General features: G+C 70.5%; 19 protein-coding genes and 2 tRNA genes. 7 read left to right on the top strand and 14 right to left on the bottom strand.

Annotated features, from left to right (window positions below; translation table 11 throughout):
- Nucleotides 1-74 precede the first annotated feature (74 nt).
- Together ATC03_RS01435 and ATC03_RS01430 are read right to left on the bottom strand one after the other, a co-directional pair.
- On the bottom strand, nucleotides 75-1799 hold the full coding sequence (locus ATC03_RS01435; protein ID WP_074400958.1) for a glycoside hydrolase family 13 protein: 1725 nt from the start codon (nucleotides 1797-1799) through the stop codon (nucleotides 75-77).
- A gap of 232 nt (nucleotides 1800-2031) precedes the next feature.
- Nucleotides 2032-3039, bottom strand: coding sequence for a LacI family DNA-binding transcriptional regulator (locus ATC03_RS01430; RefSeq protein ID WP_067872232.1), 1008 nt, complete (start codon nucleotides 3037-3039; stop codon nucleotides 2032-2034).
- Nucleotides 3040-3137: 98 nt separating this feature from the next.
- On the opposite strand from ATC03_RS01430, the gene ATC03_RS01425 reads away from it, so the two are divergent.
- Nucleotides 3138-3461 (top strand): DUF7882 family protein, encoded by a 324-nt coding sequence (locus ATC03_RS01425; RefSeq protein WP_067872228.1) that lies wholly within the window; start codon nucleotides 3138-3140, stop codon nucleotides 3459-3461.
- An 18-nt stretch (nucleotides 3462-3479) separates the two neighbouring features.
- Here the strand turns inward: ATC03_RS01425 and ATC03_RS01420 are convergent, their stop codons facing one another.
- Both ATC03_RS01420 and ATC03_RS20710 read right to left on the bottom strand, forming a co-directional pair.
- Nucleotides 3480-3872, bottom strand: coding sequence for a DUF7882 family protein (locus ATC03_RS01420; protein ID WP_227820193.1), 393 nt, complete (start codon nucleotides 3870-3872; stop codon nucleotides 3480-3482).
- A 130-nt stretch (nucleotides 3873-4002) separates the two neighbouring features.
- Complete coding sequence (locus tag ATC03_RS20710) at nucleotides 4003-4167, bottom strand: hypothetical protein (RefSeq protein WP_169829215.1); 165 nt, start codon at nucleotides 4165-4167, stop codon at nucleotides 4003-4005.
- A gap of 291 nt (nucleotides 4168-4458) precedes the next feature.
- Between ATC03_RS20710 and ATC03_RS01415 the strand changes: the two genes are divergently transcribed.
- From ATC03_RS01415 to ATC03_RS01405, 3 genes are read left to right on the top strand one after another with little or no spacing between them, the layout of a single operon-like run.
- Nucleotides 4459-5343 carry an SDR family oxidoreductase gene (locus tag ATC03_RS01415; RefSeq protein WP_067872224.1) on the top strand — a complete coding sequence of 295 codons (885 nt, stop codon included), beginning with the start codon at nucleotides 4459-4461 and terminating at the stop codon, nucleotides 5341-5343.
- 46 nt (nucleotides 5344-5389) lie between these two features.
- On the top strand, nucleotides 5390-5656 hold the full coding sequence (locus ATC03_RS01410) for a DUF7218 family protein (protein WP_067872221.1): 267 nt from the start codon (nucleotides 5390-5392) through the stop codon (nucleotides 5654-5656).
- Between the two features lie 4 nt (nucleotides 5657-5660).
- Nucleotides 5661-6632 (top strand): DNA topoisomerase IB, encoded by a 972-nt coding sequence (locus ATC03_RS01405; RefSeq protein ID WP_067872218.1) that lies wholly within the window; start codon nucleotides 5661-5663, stop codon nucleotides 6630-6632.
- Between the two features lie 33 nt (nucleotides 6633-6665).
- On the opposite strand, the gene ATC03_RS01400 is transcribed toward ATC03_RS01405, so the two are convergent.
- Complete coding sequence (locus tag ATC03_RS01400) at nucleotides 6666-9173, bottom strand: ATP-dependent DNA ligase (RefSeq protein WP_067872215.1); 2508 nt, start codon at nucleotides 9171-9173, stop codon at nucleotides 6666-6668.
- A 57-nt stretch (nucleotides 9174-9230) separates the two neighbouring features.
- On the opposite strand from ATC03_RS01400, the gene ku reads away from it, so the two are divergent.
- Nucleotides 9231-10154 carry a non-homologous end joining protein Ku gene (ku, locus tag ATC03_RS01395; protein ID WP_067872213.1) on the top strand — a complete coding sequence of 308 codons (924 nt, stop codon included), beginning with the start codon at nucleotides 9231-9233 and terminating at the stop codon, nucleotides 10152-10154.
- Nucleotides 10155-10170: 16 nt separating this feature from the next.
- Nucleotides 10171-10338, top strand: a complete 168-nt coding sequence (locus ATC03_RS20445) for a hypothetical protein (RefSeq protein ID WP_156997171.1) — start codon at nucleotides 10171-10173, stop codon at nucleotides 10336-10338.
- A 45-nt stretch (nucleotides 10339-10383) separates the two neighbouring features.
- On the opposite strand, the gene ATC03_RS01390 is transcribed toward ATC03_RS20445, so the two are convergent.
- From ATC03_RS01390 to serS, 8 genes are all read right to left on the bottom strand, one after another.
- Nucleotides 10384-12063, bottom strand: coding sequence for an MFS transporter (locus ATC03_RS01390; protein ID WP_084003180.1), 1680 nt, complete (start codon nucleotides 12061-12063; stop codon nucleotides 10384-10386).
- A gap of 216 nt (nucleotides 12064-12279) precedes the next feature.
- Nucleotides 12280-12708 carry a hypothetical protein gene (locus ATC03_RS01385; protein WP_067872210.1) on the bottom strand — a complete coding sequence of 143 codons (429 nt, stop codon included), beginning with the start codon at nucleotides 12706-12708 and terminating at the stop codon, nucleotides 12280-12282.
- 143 nt (nucleotides 12709-12851) lie between these two features.
- A tRNA-Ser gene (locus tag ATC03_RS01380) sits at nucleotides 12852-12940 on the bottom strand.
- Nucleotides 12941-13052: 112 nt separating this feature from the next.
- Entirely contained in the window at nucleotides 13053-14348 is a 1296-nt protein-coding gene (locus tag ATC03_RS01375; RefSeq protein WP_227820192.1) for an LCP family protein, read from the bottom strand.
- A 78-nt stretch (nucleotides 14349-14426) separates the two neighbouring features.
- Nucleotides 14427-14511: transfer RNA gene (locus ATC03_RS01370), tRNA-Ser, on the bottom strand.
- Nucleotides 14512-14628: 117 nt separating this feature from the next.
- On the bottom strand, nucleotides 14629-15837 hold the full coding sequence (locus ATC03_RS01365; protein WP_067872204.1) for an LCP family protein: 1209 nt from the start codon (nucleotides 15835-15837) through the stop codon (nucleotides 14629-14631).
- A 177-nt stretch (nucleotides 15838-16014) separates the two neighbouring features.
- On the bottom strand, nucleotides 16015-16848 hold the full coding sequence (locus tag ATC03_RS01360) for an HAD family hydrolase (RefSeq protein WP_067881081.1): 834 nt from the start codon (nucleotides 16846-16848) through the stop codon (nucleotides 16015-16017).
- An 8-nt stretch (nucleotides 16849-16856) separates the two neighbouring features.
- Entirely contained in the window at nucleotides 16857-18125 is a 1269-nt protein-coding gene (serS, locus tag ATC03_RS01355; RefSeq protein ID WP_067872199.1) for a serine--tRNA ligase, read from the bottom strand.
- A gap of 45 nt (nucleotides 18126-18170) precedes the next feature.
- Between serS and ATC03_RS01350 the strand changes: the two genes are divergently transcribed.
- Nucleotides 18171-19187: a diacylglycerol/lipid kinase family protein gene (locus tag ATC03_RS01350; protein WP_067872196.1), complete on the top strand. Its 1017-nt coding sequence runs from the start codon at nucleotides 18171-18173 to the stop codon at nucleotides 19185-19187.
- 295 nt (nucleotides 19188-19482) lie between these two features.
- Here the strand turns inward: ATC03_RS01350 and ATC03_RS01345 are convergent, their stop codons facing one another.
- Complete coding sequence (locus ATC03_RS01345; protein WP_067872193.1) at nucleotides 19483-20175, bottom strand: hypothetical protein; 693 nt, start codon at nucleotides 20173-20175, stop codon at nucleotides 19483-19485.
- Nucleotides 20176-20186: the final 11 nt, after the last annotated feature.

Genomic DNA, 20186 nt, shown 5'->3' with positions numbered 1-20186 from the left:
GTGTGATGCGGTGTGTGGTGAGGGATGCCGCGGGGTGCCGGTGGTGCGGATGGTGTCGGCTGCGGCCTCGACGGTCAGGCGGTTCGGTGCAGCCAGGCCGTGGAGTCTTGTGGCAGCAGTCCGCCGACGAGCGGTGAACTGCTGAGGAGGATGCGGTCGTGATCGGGCAGGGCGATCGGCTCGGTGCCGAGGTTCGTGACGCTCACGACGTCGTCGCCGCGGCTGAACGCGAGCACGCCGGGGGCGCTCGGCAACCACGTCATGGGGCCGTCGCCGAGCGAGTGCTCGCGCTTGCGGATGCGGAGCGCCTGCCGGTAGAGCCAGAGCATCGAGCCCGGGTCGGCCTCCTGCGCCTGCACGGTGAGCGCGGCCCAGTCCGCGGGCTGCGGCAGCCACGGGGCGACCCGGCCCACCAGTGCGTCGGCTGTCGCGGATGAAGCGGATGCCGCGCCGCGGCCGGCGTCGGGCGAGAACCCGAACGGCGGCTCGGTGCCGCGCCAGGGCAGGGGCACGCGGCATCCGTCTCGCCCGGGGTCGACGCCGCCGGAGCGGAAGTGCATGGGGTCCTCGAGCACCTCGCGGGGCAGCTCGACCTCTGGCAGGCCGAGTTCGTCGCCCTGGTAGAGGTAGAGCGAGCCGGGCAGGGCGGCCGTGAGCAGCGCGGCGGCACGTGCGCGGCGGCGGCCGAGCTCGGGGTCGGTCGGCGTGCCGAACCGCTTCTTCGCGAACGCGAAGCTCGAGTCCTCGCGGCCGTACCGGGTGACCGGGCGAGTCACGTCGTGGTTCGAGAGCACCCAGGTGCTCGGAGCGCCGACGGGAGCATGCGCCGCGAGCATCAGGTCGATCGAGGCGCGCAGCTCGTCGGCCTGCCACGGGCGGGTCATGAAATCGAAGTTGAAGGCCGTGTGCATCTCGTCGGGCCGGAGGTAGGCCGCGAAGCGGGCGGCATCCGGAACCCACACCTCGCCGACGAGCACGCGGGTGCCCTCGTAGGAGTCGGCGATGCGCCGCCACGAGCGGTAGACGTCGTGCACCTCGTCGCGGTCCTCGGTGGGGTGGCCGCCGGGCTCGACCTGCGCGGGCACCTCGGGCAGGGCCGGGTCCTTGATCAGCAGCCCGGCGGAGTCGATGCGCACGCCGGCGACGCCGCGGTCGAACCAGAACCGCAGCACGTCCTCGTGCTCGGCGCGCACGTCGGGGTGGTTCCAGTTCAGGTCGGGCTGCTCGGGCGTGAAGAGGTGCAGGTACCACTCCCCCGGCGTGCCGTCGGGGTTCGTGGTGCGGGTCCACGTGTCGCCCTGGAAGTTCGAGGTCCAGCCCGTCGGCATCTCGTCGCCGTGCTCGCCCTTGCCCGGGTGGAACCAGAAGCGCTCGCGCTCCGGGCTGCCAGGTGCGGCGGCGAGTGCGGCCTGGAACCAGGCGTGTTCGCTCGAGACGTGGTTCGGGACGATGTCGATGATCGTGCGGATGCCGAGGGCGAGCGCCTCGCTGATGAGCAGCTCCGCGTCCTCGAGCGTGCCGAACGTCGGGTGGATGTCGCGATAGTCGCTCACGTCGTACCCGCCGTCGGCGAGCGGCGACGGGTACCAGGGGTTGAACCAGAGCGCATCGACGCCGAGTTCCTTGAGGTAGCCGAGCCGGCTGCGGACGCCCCGCAGGTCGCCGGTGCCGTCGCCGTCGGAGTCGGCGAAGCTGCGCACGTACACCTGGTAGATCACGGCACTGCGCCACCACAGCGCGTCATCGGTCGGCAGGACCGGGGCGGTCGCCGGGCCGGATGCGGTGAGTGGCGTGGTCACGCGGTGGTCTCCTCCTGGACGGGGCGCGCCGCGTCAGCTGGAGACGACGGCGTCGATGACCGTCAAGGTATTGAAGGCAACAGAATGATGCAACTCTTCAACAAATCGACAGAAGTTTGCGACGACTTGCGCGAAATTGCGGATCAGGCTTGCGAATTCCGCGCAAGCGAGCGTCGTGCGGGGGCGCTGGTCTCGAGACGGCGCTGGCGCGCCTCCTCGACCGGCACGTCCGTCAGCGCGGAGCGGGCGCCGTCGAGGCCCGCACCACGAGCTCGGGTGCGAAGAACACCTCGTCGCCGATGCTGCGCTCGCTCGACATCTGGCGCATGAGCAGCTCGATGATCATCTTGCCCATGGCCTCGATCGGCTGCCGCACGGTCGTGAGCGGCGGCTCGGTGCAGTTCATGAGCGCCGAGTCGTCGTAGCCGATCACCGACACGTCCTCGGGCACGCGCAGACCCGCACGACGCACGGCGCGAACGGCGCCGAGCGCCATCGGGTCGCTCGCGCAGATGATGCCCGTGACCCCGGCGGCGATGAGCTTGGTCGCCGCGGTCTGCCCGGACTCGAGCGAGTACAGCGAGTGCACGACGCGATCCTCGCCGAGTTCGACGCCGTGCCGCTCGGCCATGCGCACGGCGGCCTCGTGCTTGCGCCGCGAGGGGATGTGGTCGCGCGGCCCGAGCAGGATGCCGATGCGCTCGTGCCCGAGCTGCAGCAGGTGGCCGAACGCCTGCTCCATCGACGTCACGTCGTCGCACGAGACCGTGGCGAACCCGATGCCGTCGACCGGTGCGTTCACGAGCACGGTCGGCAGCTTCAGTTCGCGCAGGCGCTCGTAGTGCTCGTGGTTCGCGTCGGCCTGCGCGTAGGCCCCGCCCGCGAAGATCACGCCCGAGACCTGCTGGTGCAGCAGCAGCTCGACGTAGTCGGTCTCGGAGATGCCGCCGGCCGTCTGGATGCAGAGCACGGGCGTGTACCCGTTCTGCGCGAGGCCGCCGCCGATCGACTCGGCGAGCGCGGGGAAGATCGGGTTCTGCAGCTCGGGCATCACGAGCCCCACGAGCCTGGCGCGTTCGCCGCGCAGCTTCGTCGGCCGCTCGTACCCGAGCACGTCGAGTGCCGTGAGCACGGCGTCCCTCGTCGACGCCGACACGCCGGGCTTGCCGTTCAGCACCCGGCTGACGGTCGCCTCGCTGACTCCGACCTTGCGCGCGACATCCGCCAGCCTCCTCGACATGTGCGCCATGCTACGGCAGGCTGCGCAAGAACTCGACAGGGGGGCGCACAGGGCTCGCAGGCCGTCATTCCTCGGCTCGGCGGGACTAGAGTCGGCGCATGGGCAGGCTCATCTACAACTCCTCACCGCGCGAGCTCGAGATCGACGACCGCACGCTGGCCCACCTGCGGGTCGCGATCCTCAACAAGCTGCGCCGCTCCGAGAGCTTCTCGATGTCGTGGGATCACGGCGTCGCCAATGGCAGCGGCCGCACGACGCTCTGGGTGCACGAGTCGATTCCGCTGCAGTTCGTGTTCAGCGGCAATCGCCCCGCCAAACTCAATCGACTGTGGATCGAGCAGCTCCTGCTCACCGCGAACAGCACGTCGGGCCTGCACTGGGTTCCCGAACCCGACGAGAACGAGCCGATCGAAGACGACTGAGCCGGGCCGCGGCACCCGTCAGCTGGGGGACGTCTCCTCGTCGGCCTCGACCTCCTGCACGTCGACGCCGACCTGCACGGGCTGGTCGGGCAGGGTCGGGATCGGGTCCGTGTCGAGGTGCTCGGGCACGAGGCTGATGCCGCCGGTGCTGTTCGCCGAGCGCATCAGCTCTTCGATCCACTCGCGGCTGAGTTCGGGCGACTCGGGCTCGTCGAAGACGAAGCGAAGCGGGATCGACGCGTGCAGCCAGAGCGTCGTGCGCCCGCGGGGCTGGTCGTCGGTGTGCCGCCACGAGAGCGTGAAGCTCTCGCCCCGCCGGAGCTTGGTCGTGATGGCGACCTTGAGGTGCGCCAGCGCTCGATCCTCGATGCCGATCGGCGTACCGGAATCGCCGTAATAGAGGGTGCCCACGCGCCAATTGTACGTCTGGCGGGTCCCAGTTCGAACAGGGCTCTCGCGGCACCGCCCGAGGAACGGCCCCGCACGCAAAACGGCGCGGGCGACCCGAAGGTCGCCCGCGCCGCGGGTGCGGTCTGTCTGATCAGACCGTGCGCTTGCCTCCGAGGAAGCGCACGAGCCACACGATGACGGCGAGGATCAGAAGTACCAGTCCGACCCAGAGCAGGAAGTTCAGGGACTGCACGAAGCCGCCCGTGAACAGCAGGATGACAGCCACGATGGCGATGATGGCGACGAGGATGTTCATGGTCTCTCCTTCTCAAGATCCGCTCGCCCCTGATGGGGGTGGCGGACGTTCGGCCTCCGACGTCGTCTTGATCGGGGGGTGATCTGCGATCGGCGGAACCTCGGGGCGGATGCGCTCCGTGTCCTCCACGTTATGGCGCACGGCAGCGACCACGCTGGGGGTTGACCGCTGAACGAGCGACCTGCTAGGTCGCGCATCGCGCGGCGGCGGGCACCGGCATCCGTCACTGTCAACCCCGTGCGAGCCCGAGCGGCCGCCGCCTAGCGTGGGGCGATCACGGGAGGAGCAGTCATGCACAACGACCGTCTGATCGATCCGACGACGCGGCACACCACCGATCCGTTCCCGCGGCAGGAGCAGGAGCCGCCGGGGCTGACCGCCCCCATGTCGCCGCAGCCCGACCACGGGGAGCAGAGCTACCGGGGAGCCGGGCGCCTGAACGGCCGCCGCGCGCTCATCACGGGCGGCGACTCGGGCATCGGCCGCGCGGTGGCCATCGCGTTCGCCCGGGAGGGCGCGCAGGTCGCGATCTCGTACCTGCCGAGCGAGCAGGCCGACGCCGAGGAGACCGCGGTCTGGGTCGCCGATGCCGGGCGCGACGCCCTGCTGCTGCCGGGCGACCTGCGGAGCGAGGAGCACTGCGCCGATCTCGTGCACGACACCGAGGCGGCCTTCGGCGGGCTCGACCTGCTCGTGCTCAACGCCGCGCACCAACGCGATCGGGGCGGCATCGAGCAGATTCCGACGGACGACTTCGAACGCGTCGTGCGCGTGAACCTCTTCGCACCCGTGTTCCTCGCCAGGGCGGCCGTGCCGCACATGCCGGCCGGGTCCTCGATCATCACGACGTCGTCGATCCAGGGCTTCGACCCCTCATCGTCCCTCGTCGACTACGCCATGACCAAGGCCGCACTCGTGGCCTTCACGAAGGCGCTCGCCGAGGAGCTCGGGCCGCGCGGCATCCGGGTCAACGCGGTCGCGCCCGGACCCATCTGGACCCCGCTCATCCCGGCGACCGGGTGGCCCGACCACCTGCCCGGGTTCGGCCGCGACACCCCGCTCGGGCGAGCGGGTCAGCCCGCTGAGCTCGCCGGCGCGTACGTCTACCTGGCATCGGATGACGCCTCGTACGTCTCGGGCGCGGTGCTGCCGGTGACCGGCGGGCGGGGACTGTGACCCCGCCCGCTTCCTCCCCATCGACCACCAGCAGAAGGAGGGCGACATGCCCGGGCGCAGGAACGCATCGCTGAAGGACCCAGAGCTCTACGAGAAACTCCGCGACGACGGCGCCTCCAAGGAGAAGGCGGCGCGCATCTCGAACGCCGCCGCCGCGCAGGGCCGCAGCGAGATCGGCCGCAAGGGCGGCGAGAGCGGCGACTACGACGACTGGACCGTGCCCGACCTGAAGCGGCGGGCGAAGGAGCTCGGGCTCACCGGCTACAGCGGCAAGCGCAAGTCCGAGCTCATCTCGGCGCTCCGGAACCACTGAGCGGATGCCGCGGCTGAGGCACGTCGAACCGTACGCCGCGCCCGGGTACACCCGGGTGCGGCGCGGTCGCGGGTTCGCGTTCGTGCACGTCGACGGGTCGGCGGCGAGTCGGGGCGAGCGCGCGCGCATCCTCGAGCTGGCGGTGCCGCCGGCCTGGGAACAGGTGTGGATCGCGGATGCCGCGAACGCCCACATCCTCGCCGTCGGCGTCGATGCGGCCGGTCGCCGGCAGTACATCTACCACCCGGCCTGGCGCGAACGGCAGGACGCCGAGAAGTTCGATCGCATGCTCGAACTCGCGCGCCGACTGCCCGCAGCGCGTCGTGCGAGCGCACTCGACCTCGCGCTGCCCGACCTGCCGCGCGAGCGGGTGCTGGCCGCGGCGTTCCGCACGCTCGAGCTGGGGGCGATCCGCGTGGGCTCCGAGGAGTCGCTCGCCGGCTTCCGCAGCCGCGGCCTCACGACGCTGCTCGTGCGCAACGCGACGCTCGACGGCGAGACGGTTCGCCTGCGCTTCCAGGCGAAGGGCGGCATCCGACAGGATCTGCGCTTCACGGATGCCGCGCTCGCGGGCTTCGTCGACCGCACCCGCGAGCGGTCGTCGGCCGGGCGCCTCTACGCGTGGCTCGACGGGCGCCGCTTCCGCGCGCTCGGGCCGTCGGACGTCAACGAGCACATCCGGCTGCAGACCGGCGGCGACTTCACGGCGAAGGACTTCCGCACGCTGCGCGGCACGATCACGGCGGCCGAGCGCCTCGCCCAGCTCGGGCCGGCCACCACGAAGCGGGCGCGCGACGCGTCGGTGCGCGACGCGATCGAGCAGACGAGCCTCGTGCTCGGCAACACGCCCACGATCGCGAAGGGCAGTTACATCGACCCGCGCGTCATCGCCGCCTACGAGCTCGACCGCACGATCTCGCTGCGGGGCGGGCGCGAACGGGCGCTGCTCGACCTGCTCGGAGAGGACGCGGACTGAGCGGCTCAGAGCTCGCGGGCCTGCCCGCACGGCTCACGCCTCGCGCACGACCTCGCTCGGCGACTTGTCGGGCCTGAGCCCCCGCCAGCGCGGATGGCGCGCCACGCCCGTGCTCGTCCACTCGGCGAGCTCGATCTCGCCGACGAGCTGCGGCTCGACCCAGACCGCATCGACGGCATCCGCCTCGGGCACGTCGACGAACGGCGATGTCTCCCGCACGGCGGCGTCGAGTCGCGCGAGCAGGCGCTCGGACTCCAGCTCGCGCAGGCCGCTGCCGACGCGACCGGCGTACTCGAGTCCGTGCTCGCCCGGGATCCCGACGAGCAGCGAGCGGATGCGGCCGGTTCGCGAACCGACGCCGACGCGGTAGCCGCCGATCACGACCTCCTGCGTGCGCGTGAGCTTGAGCTTCAGCCACTGCTCGGAACGTGTTCCGGGGTGGTACGTCGAGTCGGGCCGCTTCGCCACGAGCCCCTCGAGGCCGAGCCGGCGCGCTTCGGCGAGCGCGTCGGCGGGCGATCCGGTCGCCAGGGCGGGCACCTCCACGGGCATGCCCGACCCGGGCCGCACGAGCCGCTCGAGCCGGCGACGCCGCTCGCGGTAGGGGGCATCCGTCACGTCGTCGCCCGCGATCTCGAGCACGTCGAAGAGCAGCAGGCGAACGGGGGCGGATGTCGCGAGCCGCTGTATCTCCCTGGTGCGCGTGAGGTTCATGCGCGACTGCAGCAGCTCGAAGCTCGGGCGGCCGTCGTCGTCGAGCGCGACGAGCTCGCCGTCGACGAGCGCATCACCGCGGAGGGCGCCGGGCAGGCCGGCGAGCTCGGGGTATCTGGAGGTGACGTCGTTGCCGTTGCGGCTGACCAGGCGCAGGCCCCCGCCGTCGGTGCGCGCGAGCACGCGGATGCCGTCCCACTTGTACTCGAGCGCCCAGTCGCCGGCGCCGACGAGGCCGAGCGTGCCGGGCGACGCGAGCATGGGGCGCGCGGTGATCGGCTCGGCCGCTCCCGGAGTCGCTGGTCTCGAGACGCTCGCTTCGCTCCCTCCTCGACCGGCGGGGTTCGCGCCGGCCGCCGGTCGAGGAGGCGCGCCGGCGCCGTCTCGAGACCCGACCGTCGCAACGACCTCCCCCGGCCGCTGGTCCTTCATGCGGTGCAGCAGCCACGTGCTCTTCTCGCCCTCGCCGCCCGTGCGGATCAGCGCGAGCCGCACGGCGCCGAGCGGTCCGCCGACCCGGCCCTGCACGTCGACGATGACCTCGTCGTCGCGCCACTTCTCGGTCGCGTAGGTGCCCGCATCCCAGATCGTCACCGACCCGGCACCGTACTCGCCGCCGGGGATCGTGCCCTCGAACCCGCCGTACTCCAGGGGGTGGTCCTCGGTCTGCACCGCGAGGTGGTTCACGCCCGGATCCTCCGGCACGCCCTTGGGCACCGCCCAGCTCTTCAGCACGCCGTCGCGCTCGAGCCGGAAGTCGTAGTGCAGTCGCCTCGCGTGGTGCTCCTGGATCACGAACGACAGCGCGCTCGAACCCGGGGCTCCCCCGCCGGGCGCCGCCCAACTCGACCCCGGCATCGGCTCGGGCGTGACGCCGGTCGTGCGCATCGAGAGGTACGTCGCGAGCGGCCCGGCGCCGCCCCCGGCGCCCCCGCCCGAGTCCGCGAGCGAGGCGATCGGGTCGATTCCGGATGCCACGCGCTCGAGCACCTCGTGCGCCTCGAGGTGCCGCAGGCCGGGGTCGTCGAGCTCCTCCCACGTGCGCGGCGCGGCCACCGTCGGGCGGGCCCGCCCGCGCAGCGAGTACGGGGCGATCGTCGTCTTCTTGCCGTTGTTCTGGCTCCAGTCGATGAGCACCCGGCCGCCGCGCACGATCTTGCTCATGCTCGACACGATGAGGCCCGGATGATCGGACTCGAGGGCGCGCGCGAGTTCGCGCGCGACATCCGACACCTGCTCCGAGGTCTGCCGCCCGTCGAGCGCCGCGTAGAGGTGGATGCCCTTGCTGCCGCTCGTGACCGGCACGGCGTCGAGCCCCATGCCCCCGATGAGCGCGCGCACGAGCCTCGCGACCTCGGCGCACTCGACCAGGCCCATGCCCTCGCCCGGATCGAGGTCGAACACGATGCGGTCGGGATTCGCCGGCTGCCCGTCGGCCGCGAACCGCCACTGCGGCACGTGCACCTCGAGCGACGCCTGCTGCGCGAGCCAGACGAGCGAGGCGCGATCGCCGGCGATCGGATACGGCTTGTCGCCGTCGGAATGGCGGATCACCCCGCGGCGCAGCCACTCGGGCGCGTGCTCGTCGAGCGTCTTCTCGAAGAACGGCCGCTCGGGGGCATCCGCCGTTCCGACGCCGTGCACCCACCTGAGCCTCGTGACCGGGCGACCCGCGACGAGCGGCACCATGGCGGGCGCGATCTCGGCGTAGTAGGCGATCACCTCGCCCTTCGTCATGCCCGTCTCGGGATACATGACCTTGTCGAGGTTCGTCAGCCGGAGCCTCCGGCCGTCGACCTCCACCAACTGCCGCGCACCCTCGGCCATGCCCCCATCCTGCCATCGGGGGTTCCCCGACGGCGGGAACGGGTGTTCACTTGAAGAATGCGAGCCGTCTGGAAAGGGGCGGTCACATTCGGCCTGGTCAATGTGCCCGTCAAGCTCTACAGCGCCACCGAGGACCACGACGTGTCCCTGCACCAGGTGCACGACGCCGATGGCGGGCGCATCCGGTACCAGCGCATCTGCGAGATCGACGGGCAGGTCGTCGAGTACAAGAACATCGACAAGGCCTACGACGACGGCGAGCGCACGGTCGTCATCACCGACCAGGACCTCAAGGCCCTGCCCGCCGAGCGCAGCCGGGAGATCGAGGTCGTCGAGTTCGTGCCGACCGACCAGATCGACCCGATCATGTTCGATCGCAGCTACTACCTCGAGCCCGACTCGGCCTCGTCGAAGGCCTACGTGCTGCTGCGCGAGACGCTCGAGTCGACCGATCGCACCGCCATCGTGCGCATGGCGCTGCGGCAGAAGACCCGCCTCGCGGCGCTCCGCGTGCACGGCAAGGTGCTCATGGTGCAGACCCTGCTCTGGAGCGACGAGGTGCGCCAGGCCGAATTCGCCGCGCTCGACGAGGCCGTGAAGATCACCGCGAAGGAGCTCGAGCTCTCGAAGCAGCTCGTCGACAGCCTCGTCGCCGAGTTCAAGCCCGACGAGTACGTCGACGAGTACCAGCAGGAGTTGCGCACCCTCATCGCCGCGAAGCTCGAGCAGGGCGACGCGCTCGACACGGCGGCCACGTTCGGCGAGCAGCCCGACGAGACCGGCGGCGAGGTCATCGACCTCATGGAGGCGCTGCGGCGCTCGATCGCGTCGAAGCGCGGTGGGGCGGATGCCTCGGGCGACGAGTCCGAGACCTCGGGCACGAAGGCGTCGAAGACGACGAAGGCCGGCGCTGCCACGAAGAAGGCGAAGACCGACAAGCCCAAGCCCGCGAAGGCGAAGGCCCGCAAAGCCGCATCATGAGAACAGGAGCACACCCGTGACCGATTTCGTCGACCCGCTCGAAGAACCGCTCGATTCCGACCGCGACCCCCGAAACGGCGAGGACTGGGCCGCCCAGGATGCCGCGGCCGCACGATACGACGCCGAGCGCCGTGAAGCCGAGAACGCGGCTGCAGCCGCCGAGGAGCACAAGGTCGAGGAATAGACCCCGACCGGAAGCCAGCCAGATCCCGAGCGCGGGTCCTGTCGGTCAGGACCCGCGCTCGGCTGCGTCTGCCGTGCCCGCCGAGGGGCCCGCCGGCCCGGTGCGGTCCGCCGCGGCATCCGTCGCCCCCACCTCGCCCTCGTCCTCGTGCTCGTCGCGGCGACCCGAGCCGAGCGAGAGCGTCGCGAAGAAGCCGACGACGAGGAACCCGGCGGCCGCGAACGCCGCGTAGCGCGTGCCCGTGCTGAACGCCTCGGCCGCGTCGGCGCCGATCTCGGCCGTCTCGGGGTTCGCCTCGAGTCCGGCAATCGCCGCGCCCGCGCTGTCGACGACGGCCGACACCGTCTGCTCGCGCTGCGCATCGGGCAGACCGCGCTCGTCGAGGCTCGCGTCGAGCACGTTCGCGGTCGTCGTGAACAGCACCGTGCCGAGGATCGCGATGCCGAGCGCCGAGCCGAGCTGGCGCGAGGTCGACTGCGTGCCCGACCCGGCGCCGCTGTCGGCCACGGGCACGTCCTGCAGCACGACACCGGTCAGCTGCGCGGTCGCGAGGCCCACGCCGAACCCGTACACGAAGAGCGCCGGCAGCAGCCACTGCCACGTGGCATCCGGCGCGATGACGAGGCCCACCCACACGACGCCGATGATCTCGAGCACGATGCCGAGCCGCACGATGAAGACCGGCGCGAGCCGGCCGGACATCGCGCCCGCGAAGCCGCTCGCCCCGAACGAGCCGACGGCGAGCGCGAGCAGCACGAACCCGGTCTGCAGGGCGTCGAAGCCGAGCACGAACTGCAGCCAGAGCGGCAGCGAGAGGATGATGCCGAACTCGCCGAGCGAGACGATCATGGCCGCGATGTTGCCGTTGCGGAACGACGGAATGGCGAAGAGGGCGAACGGCAGCATCGTCGACCTGCCGAGGCGCATCCGCCGGCGCCCCCAGAGCACGAACGACACCAGGCCGAGCAGCGCGATCGCGAAGGCGAACGGGATCGGCGAGATCGCCGACGGCCATTGCCAGTCGCCGAACGCGATGCCGTCCTCGGCGATCCACCAGCCGTACGTTCGGCCCTCGATGAGCGCGAACACCAGGAAGCCGCTCGTGATGACCGAGAGCAGCGCGCCCACGACGTCGATGCGTCGCGGGTCCCCCGGCGCGCGCGACTCGTCGATCGTGAGCAGCACGCCGATGATGATGACGATCGCGAACGGGATGTTGATGCCGAAGGCCCACCGCCACGAGAACTCGGTCGTGAGCCACCCGCCGAGCAGTGGGCCGATGGCCGCCATGCCGCCGATCGTCGACCCCCACACCGCGAACGCGATGCCCCGCTCGCGGCCGCGGAACGTCGCGTTGATGAGCGACAGCGTCGTCGGCAGGATCATCGCCCCGCCCACGCCCTGCACGAGACGGGCCAGGATCAGCAGCTCGCCCGAGGTCGCGAACGCGGCCGCCACCGACGACAGGGCGAAGATCACGACGCCGATGATCAGCATCCGTCGCCGCCCGAACCGGTCGGCGAGCGTGCCGAACACGAGCAGCAGCGCCGCGAAGACGAGCGTGTACGACTCCTGAACCCACTGCACCTGCGTCGAGGTGATGCCGAGATCGTCGACGATCGCCGGGATCGCCACGTTCACGATCGTCGAATCGACGATGATGAGCGACACGGCGATGCTGATGAAGACGAGGCCGAACCAACGGCGGCGTGGCGATGAGCTCACGGGTGCACCCTTCTCGGATGGGCGCCGTCACGCGGCGCTGGACTCACTCTGCCCCATCGGCCCCGAATGTCGAACGGGTTGCGCGCCCACGAGCGGGATTTCAACCGTTCGATTGAGTGGACCCGCTCGGGCTCCGAACGCGTCCAGAACGCGGGACGCGCGACATCCGAATTCCGGATGCCGCGCGCTCGCGTCGTGCCGTGGTGCGGGAGCCGACTACTCGGCCGAGCACACCTCGGTGACCGTGACCGCTGCGGTCTGGATGTCGCCGGACGCCGTCGCCTGCGCGTCGGCGTCGGGCGTGAACTCCTCGTCGGCCTCGGCCGGCAGCGTGGCGGCGTAGTCCTCGGCGGCCACGATCTTGTCCTGCACGCCCTCGATCGCCGTCGCGAGTTCGGCGTTGTCGGCGTTGTCGGCGGCGAGCTCGTCGAGGCGCTGCGAGTAGCCGTCGAGCTTCTCGGTCAGCGACTGGTCGGTCGTCGACGCGATGGCGTTCTGCGCGCCGTTCGAGATGTCGCGCACGGCGACGCGGACGACCTCGCAGTTGTCGTCGCCGGAGGCGCTGTCGGACGCGCTCGTGGCGCATCCGGTGAACAGCAGTGCGCCGGCGAAGAGCAGCGCGGTCGTGGTGATGATTTTCTGCATGGTGGCAGCACTCCCTACATTTGGTGTAACCACACGAGCCTAGGCGCGTCGACACGGCGCTGCCACCCGGGCAGGCCCTGATGCGACGAGCGCCGGGCCGGATACGACGAAACCCCTCACGGGGAGGGGTTTCGATGCGAGAGCGGAGACGAGGGGATTTGAACCCCTGGTCCCCTTACGGGGACTCCACCTTAGCAGGGTGGTGCACTCGGCCGGACTATGCGACGTCTCCTCGCGAACGCTTGCGCGAACGCGACTGCCATCATAACCCGCGGATGCCGCGAAACACGATTCGGCGGTTCCTCGGTCGCTCAGATCCGGGCGTCGAAGGTCACGTGCTGCGGCTACTGGTCCTCGAGGGGCCTGCCCGAGGAGCAACGCGTCTCGGCGGCCGTCTGTCCGGACACGTCGCTCGGAAGCGCTTCGGTCGTCGCGGCGGGGACCGCAGCGGCGTCGTCGGTGGGCGCAGCGTCCGTTCCTTCGGTAGGTGCCTCTTCAACGGGCGCGGGAGCAGCGGCGTTCGGATCGGCGACCGACGCGAACGAGGTGTCGCCCGCGTTGGGGTCGAACGACACCGGGACGTCGTTCTGCAGCGCGAGATTCACGACTTCGGCCGAGTCGGATGGCAGCAGCCCGCCTTCGGTCGATCCGGTCGGATACTGCATGAAGGCGATCTGGGAGAGGTCGATGTCCTTGAGCGCCTTGGCGATCGAGATCATTTTCGCCGGATCGGTGAGCGCGTCGGAGAGCGTCATATTCGCGAGCGCCGCTTTCGCGATACCGAAGAGTTTGACGGGGTCGCTCAGCGTGCCTGAACTCTGCAGGGTGCGAACGAGCGCTGACAGGAACACTTGCTGGTTCGAGATTCGCCCGAGGTCGCTGCCATCGCCGACTCCGTGACGAGTGCGCAGGAACTGCAGCGCGGTCAGGCCGCTGAGGCTCTGCATGCCGGCGGGCAGGTCAAGGTCCGTGTGCTCGTCCTGGATGGGCTCCGCGATGCAGACCTCGACACCGCCCACCGCCTCGGACAAGGCGGCGACGCCGTTGAACTGCACAATGCCCGCGAACGGGATGACCACGCCGGTGAGTTCGGACACTGTCTTGACCACGCAGTCCATGCCGCCGTAAGCCAGCACGCTGTTGATCTTGACGCTCGACAGCGCGGAAAGAGTGTCGCCGGTCGGGTCTTCGGGGTCGGTGCACTCGGGCACGCTCACGAACATGTCGCGCGGGAAGCTGACGACCTCGGCGTGCGAGTGGTCCTGCGCGATGTGCAGCAGCATCGTCACATCGTTGAGCACCGCGGTCTCCTCATCGGGATCGCCGTACCCCCCGCCCTGCCCTTCGCGACTGTCACTGCCAATCAGGAGGAAGTTCACGCCTCCATCGATCGCCCCGATGTCAGGAACACCCTCGAGCACCTTCTCGCTCTCGAGCTTGACCGTCGGCTGCACCGTGCTCGCGAGATCCCAGGCGGCGTAGGCGACGACGGCCGTGCTGGACGCCAGAGCGATGGCGACGACGGTGGCCGTGACCTTCGCGACGGTGCGCCAGGCGCTATGCGGCTTCAGGCGCCCGTGGCGCGCAATGGCGGGGTTCTTGGCGGCGGTGCGGGAGCTGAACTGGCGATCGTCTGACACGGTCACCCTCTCTCGGTGGGTCGGTCGCCGCGGAGCGCGAGCGGTTCGGGTCGGCAGGGGGAATATTCGACACGAGTGCGGAGGGCGTGGGATTCGAACCCACGAGACATTTCTGCCCACTGGTTTTCAAGACCAGCTCCATCGGCCGCTCGGACAGCCCTCCTTGCCGCTCTGGGGTTCGTTGGAACGTTCTCCGGAGCGGACAGGCCACGATTCTAGCCGACTCGTATCCAGCCAACCCTTCCAGTCGAGCCTGGGAAGCCCCTGATTCGGGTGCGGATCAGCCCTCGTTCGCGGTCGAGCAGCGCACCTCGTTCGCGGGCTGGCCCGTGACATCCGTCGGCATGGCCCCTGCGGGCGGTGTGGTCTCGGTGGTCTCACCCGTCCCGCCCTCGGCCGCCTCGGGGCCGGGCGGTGCGGATGTCGCGGGGTCGCCGCCGGTTCCGAACTCCGACTCGTCCGTGGACGCCGGGTCGAGGACGATCGGCTGGTCGGCCTGCAGCGCAGCGTTGACGAGGGCGGCGGATTCAGTGGGTTCGACGGCGCTCTGATCCGACGTGTACGCGGTCGGGAACTGCACGAACGCGACCTTCGAGAGGTCGATTTCCTGCACCGCGCGGGCGATCGAGACGAGCACCGTCGGGTTCTGCAGCGCGCTCGAGAGGCTCATGTTCGCGAGGATCGCCTTGGCCATCGAGTAGAGCCTGACCGGGTCTCCGAGCGTGCCGTCGGCCTGAAGCTTGCGCATGAGCGCCGACATGTACACCTGCTGGTTCGAGATGCGCCCGAGGTCCGATCCATCGCCGACACCGTGCCTCACCCTGAGGAACTGCAGAGATTCCATGCCACTGAGCGTCTGCGTTCCCGGTTCGAGGTGGACACCCGTGTAGTCGTCGTCGATCTGCTCGGCGATGCAGACATCCACGCCGCCGACGGCTTCGGCGAGCGCGGCGACGCCGTAGAACTCGACGATGCCGCCGACCGGGATCGGCACCCCGGTGAGCTGCGTGATGGTCGCGGCGACGCAGTTGAAGCCGCCGTACGAGAGCACGGTGTTGATCTTCACCCCGGAGAGCGCCGAGAGCGGTTCGCCGTCGGGGTCCTCCGGGTCGGGGCATTCGGGCACCGAGACGAGCATGTCTCGGGGGAAGCTCACGACCTCGACATGCGTGTGGTCCTGCGAGATGTGCACGAGCATGGTCACGTCGTTCAGCACCGCCGAGTCCTCTTCGGGGTCGCCGAAGGCGCCGTCGTCGGGCCGCTTGTCGCTGCCGACGAGCAGGAAGTTGAGCCCGCCGTCCATCGCGCCGATGTCGGGTACGCCCTCGAGGATCTGCTCGTTCTCGAGCGTCAGGGTCGGCGCGGTGGTCGCGGTGCTCACGAGGTCGACCGCCGCGAACGCGACGACGGCGACGCCGCTGATCGCCATGATCGCGACGACGGATGCCGCGAGCTTCGCCGCGGAGATCCAGCCGCTGTGGCGTGGCATGCGCCCGTGACGCGGCGGTTCGGGCGGTACGGGTCGTGACGGCGGCACGTCGCCTGCCGGCACGGCCTCGCCTGCCGGCCGGTCGTTCTCCCCGCGAACATCGCCCACGACGACCCTCCCCTGAGTGCCGAGTGTAACCGGACGGGGAGGGCGGAACGCGGGAAGCGGGGCGGTCGGCTACGGCAGCGTGTCGAGCGCCTCGGCCAGGCCGGCTTCGTCGATGCCGCCGGTCACCTCGGTCGCCGCGGCCTTGACCTCGTCGGGCGACTGGCCCATGGCGACGGCGCGGCCGGCAGCACCCGCCCACGTGAACATCTCGATGTCGTTGCGTCCGTCGCCGACGGCGATCACGCGGTTCAGGTCGTGTCCCTGCCACCCGCGCACCCGCTCGAGGGCGGTCGCCTTGCTCACGCCGTCGGGCGCGATGTCGAGCCAGGCCGTCCAGCCGATGGCGTAGCTGACCTGGTGCAGGCCCATGCCCGCGACGAGGTCCATGAACTCCTGCGTCTCGTGCTCGGGCGAGACCACGACGACACGCGTCGCGCTCGGCACGAACAGGCCCTCGAACTCGACCTGGCTCGCGGAGTCGAGGTCCCAGGTGTCCATGCCCGCGGTGTAGAGTCGGTGGCCGTCGGGCAGTTCGACCATGAACCGGCCGTCGGGCAGGAACGAGCGGATGCGTTCGATCGCGGTCGACGGGTCGAAGGTCTCGATGTGGAACCGCTCGTACGCCTCGGATGCAGGGGCATCGGATGCCGCGCCGTCGCGTCGCATCGTCACGGCGCCGTTCGCGCAGACCACGTACTCGGGCGACAACCCGAGCGCATCGAGCACGGGCGCGGTGCCGGCCCAGGACCGCCCGGTCGCGATGGTGACCTCGTGTCCGCGATCCCGCGCGGAGGCCACGGCCGACGCGACGGCGGGGTCGATCGTCTCGTCTTCGTGCATGATCGTGCCGTCGACGTCGAGCGCCACGAACCACGGTTCGGTCGTGAGGTCGGCCCGTGGCATCCGCTCGCTCATCGGATGACGGGTTCGAGCACCTCGAGGCCGCCGAGGTACCCGCGCAACGCCTCGGGCACGCGCACCGACCCGTCGGCCCGCTGGTGCGTCTCGAGGATCGCGACGATCCAGCGGGTGGTGGCGAGCGTTCCGTTGAGCGTCGCGACCGGCGCCGTCTTGCCCGACTCGGTGCGGTGACGGATGTCGAGGCGACGCGCCTGGTAGGTCGTGCAGTTCGAGGTCGACGTGAGCTCCCGGTACGCGACCTGCGTGGGCACCCACGCCTCGACGTCGTACTTGCGGGCCGCGCTCGACCCGAGGTCGCCGGCCGCGGTGTCGATGACGCGGTAGCTGAGCCCCAGGTCTTGCAGCATGCCCTCCTGCCAGGCGAGCAGTCGCGCGTGCTCGGCCTCGGCCTCGGCGGGGTCGACGTAGCTGAACATCTCGAGCTTGTTGAACTGGTGCACGCGGATGATGCCGCGGGTGTCCTTGCCGCCCGAACCGGCCTCGCGGCGGTAGCAGGTCGACCAGCCGGCGTAGCGGATGGGGCCGTTCGACACGTCGATGATCTCGTCGGAGTGGTACCCGGCGAGGGCCACTTCGCTCGTGCCCGTGAGGTAGAGGTCGTCGGCGGGCAGGTAGTAGATCTCGTCGGCGTGCGCGCCGAGGAAGCCGGTGCCCTGCATGATCTCGGGCCGCACGAGCGTCGGCGTGATGAGCGGCGTGAAGCCGGCCGCCAGTGCGCGGTCGAGGCCCATGGTCATGAGCGCGAGCTCGAGGCGGGCGCCGATGCCCTTGAGGTAGTGGAAGCGCGCGCCCGAGACCTTCGCACCGCGGTGCATGTCGATCGCGTCGAGCATCTCGCCGATCTCGAGGTGGTCGCGCGGCTCGAAGTCGAAGGTCGGCACCTCGCCGACCTCTTTCAGGAGGATGAAGTCGTCTTCGCCGCCCGCGGGCACGCCGTCGATGACGACGTTGCCGATGAGGCGCACGGTCGCGGTGAAGGCGTCTTCGGCGACCGTCACCTCGGCGTTGGCCTGCTTGACCTTCGCCGCGAGCTCCTGCGCCTGCGCCACGAGCGCGGCCTTCTCGTCTTTCGGCGCCTGCGCGACCCGCTTGCCGAAGGCGTTCTGCTCGGCGCGCAGCGACTCGAACGCCGTGATCGCGTGCCGACGGGCGGCGTCAGCGGCCACGGCGTCGTCGACGAGGGCCGGAGACTCCCCACGGAGCTCCTGCGAATGCTTGATCAGGTCGGGGTTCTCGCGAAGCAGCACGGGGTCGATCACGCGTGCCAGTCTAACCGCGGCATCCCGATGCAATAGGTTGGCTCCGTGGCGCGGGGTGGCAAGCAGCAGGCGGCGGAGTCCGTGGGCGACCGGCCGCGCGTCGCCGTGATCTTCAACCCGAGCAAGCAGGGCGTCGACACCCTGCGCACGACCATCGCCGCGGTCGCCGAGCAGCAGGGCTTCGCCGAGCCGCTCTGGATCGAGACCACGGTCGACGATCCGGGCAAGGGCATGGCGCTCGAAGCCCGCGAGTCGAGGGTCGACCTCGTGATCGCCGCGGGCGGCGACGGCACCGTGCGCTCGGTCGCCGCCGGGCTCCGCGACAGCGGCCTGCCCGTCGGCATCGTGCCGATCGGCACCGGCAACCTGTTCGCCCGCAACGTCGACATCCCCGTCAACGACATGCGCGCGGCCGCGACGCTCGCCTTCGAGGGCTTCGACCGCGCCGTCGACGTGGTCGTGGCCGACATCACGCGGCCGAACGGCGACACCGAGAGCCACACGTCGCTCGTCATGGCGGGCATCGGCATCGACGCGGCGATGATCTCGAGCACGAACCCCGACCTGAAGAAGCGCGTCGGCTGGCTCGCCTACGTCGATGCCGGGCTGCGCGCGCTCCCCGCGTCGAAGCCCTACCGCGCCTACTACCGCACCGATGCCGGCCGCCTGCACCGGTCGAAGGTCTCGACCATCCTCGTGGCGAACCTCGGCTACCTGCCGGGCAACATCGAGCTGATCCCCGACGCGCAGCTCGACGACGGGCGCCTCGACATGGCCGTGCTGCAGCCACGCAACTTCCTGGGCTGGCTCTTCATCTGGCGCAAGATCAGCTGGGAGAACCCGGTGCTGCGCAAGTCGGCCATCGGCCGGCAGATCATGGACCTGACGGGTGGCAGCCGACGGAGCGAGATCGTCTACTCGCGCGGACGCTCGGTCGACATCGAGATCGTCGAGGGCTCGGAGGAGTTCGAGATCGACGGCGACGAGTTCGGCACGGTCGTGTCGGCCAGGTTCACGGTCGACCCCGCCTCGCTCATCATCCGCGTGCCGTCGCTCGACTGAGCTGCGGCCCGGGCACCTCTCGGCCAGAAGCACCAGACGAACACCAGCGCGAGAGCGGATGCCGCGGCGAGCGATCCGAGTGCGCTGGTGCCCTGGCCGAGTGCGTTGAGGGCGGCGTAGAACTGGTTCATCGCGTTCATGTCCGACTCGGAACCGCTCTGGCTGTTGAAGCTGCTCAAGTCCCGGTAGCGGTCGGCGATCGTGCGCGAGAGGCCTTGCAGCCCCACGAGCGAGATGACGAACACCCCGGCCAGCGCGAGCAGAGCGGGGTTGCGCAACTGCGCCGACGGGCGCTTCATACGCGCCCCCGGCGCGCGGACATCACGGCACCCAGCGCGAGCACCACGACGATGCCGAGGGCTCCGGCCTGCACGAGCCCGATGCCGAGGGCGTACAACGCACTGAGGAAGGCCTGCGTCTCGGCTGCACCCGCGATCCGTCCGCTCGGGCTCATCTGCTCGAGGCTCACGTTCCAGTACAGGACCGCGCCGCCCACGACGAATGCGATGCTCGCCGCCAGCGCCACCCAGAACCCGAGCCACCGGTGGCGCACGAACGGGCTCTCGCTCTCGGGCTCCGGCTCGACGAACCCGTCGTCGACCTCGCGACGCATACCCGATTCGGAATGTGAGGTGATCCCGCCGGAGGCCGGCCCAAGGTCGGTCGGCGGATTCGGCGCAGGGTCCGATCGGGGTCCGGGCTCCGTCGGCGGATTCGGCACGGTCGGTTCCTCGGGAGCGAAATACGCGAGCAGCGCAGCGGCGTGGTCGGCTTCGGGCTTGGGTGGCGCCGCGGTGAGGGGCGCGGGGCGACGATCGGAGGTCACGGCGGAGCGGGGTCCGAACAGCTCGGTCTCGACCTCGGTGGGCGCGTCGGTCGGCTCGCGGCGCACCTTCGCGCGGGCGCCGCCCGCGACATCCGGAACATACCCGCGCTGGAATCTGGGATCGAACCTCGGGTCGATCGCTCGCGTGGCCTCGTCGCTCATCGCGTGTCCTT

Source organism: Agromyces aureus, assembly GCF_001660485.1.
GTDB lineage: Bacteria > Actinomycetota > Actinomycetes > Actinomycetales > Microbacteriaceae > Agromyces > Agromyces aureus.
This window is presented reverse-complemented; position numbering and strand designations above follow the sequence as displayed.

Excerpts from the sequence above, each read along its gene's own strand:
- ATC03_RS01430 (WP_067872232.1), bottom strand. The coding sequence starts at position 3,039 with ATGTCGAGGAGGCTGGCGGATGTCGCGCGCAAGGTCGGAGTCAGCGAG.
- ATC03_RS01425 (WP_067872228.1), top strand. The coding sequence starts at position 3,138 with ATGGGCAGGCTCATCTACAACTCCTCACCGCGCGAGCTCGAGATCGAC.
- ATC03_RS20710 (WP_169829215.1), bottom strand. The coding sequence starts at position 4,167 with ATGAACATCCTCGTCGCCATCATCGCCATCGTGGCTGTCATCCTGCTG.
- ATC03_RS01415 (WP_067872224.1), top strand. The coding sequence starts at position 4,459 with ATGCACAACGACCGTCTGATCGATCCGACGACGCGGCACACCACCGAT.
- ATC03_RS01410 (WP_067872221.1), top strand. The coding sequence starts at position 5,390 with ATGCCCGGGCGCAGGAACGCATCGCTGAAGGACCCAGAGCTCTACGAG.
- ATC03_RS01405 (WP_067872218.1), top strand. The coding sequence starts at position 5,661 with ATGCCGCGGCTGAGGCACGTCGAACCGTACGCCGCGCCCGGGTACACC.
- ATC03_RS01400 (WP_067872215.1), bottom strand. The coding sequence starts at position 9,173 with ATGGCCGAGGGTGCGCGGCAGTTGGTGGAGGTCGACGGCCGGAGGCTC.
- ku (WP_067872213.1), top strand. The coding sequence starts at position 9,231 with ATGCGAGCCGTCTGGAAAGGGGCGGTCACATTCGGCCTGGTCAATGTG.
- ATC03_RS01385 (WP_067872210.1), bottom strand. The coding sequence starts at position 12,708 with ATGCAGAAAATCATCACCACGACCGCGCTGCTCTTCGCCGGCGCACTG.
- ATC03_RS01365 (WP_067872204.1), bottom strand. The coding sequence starts at position 15,837 with ATGCCACGCCACAGCGGCTGGATCTCCGCGGCGAAGCTCGCGGCATCC.
- ATC03_RS01360 (WP_067881081.1), bottom strand. The coding sequence starts at position 16,848 with ATGCCACGGGCCGACCTCACGACCGAACCGTGGTTCGTGGCGCTCGAC.
- ATC03_RS01345 (WP_067872193.1), bottom strand. The coding sequence starts at position 20,175 with ATGAGCGACGAGGCCACGCGAGCGATCGACCCGAGGTTCGATCCCAGA.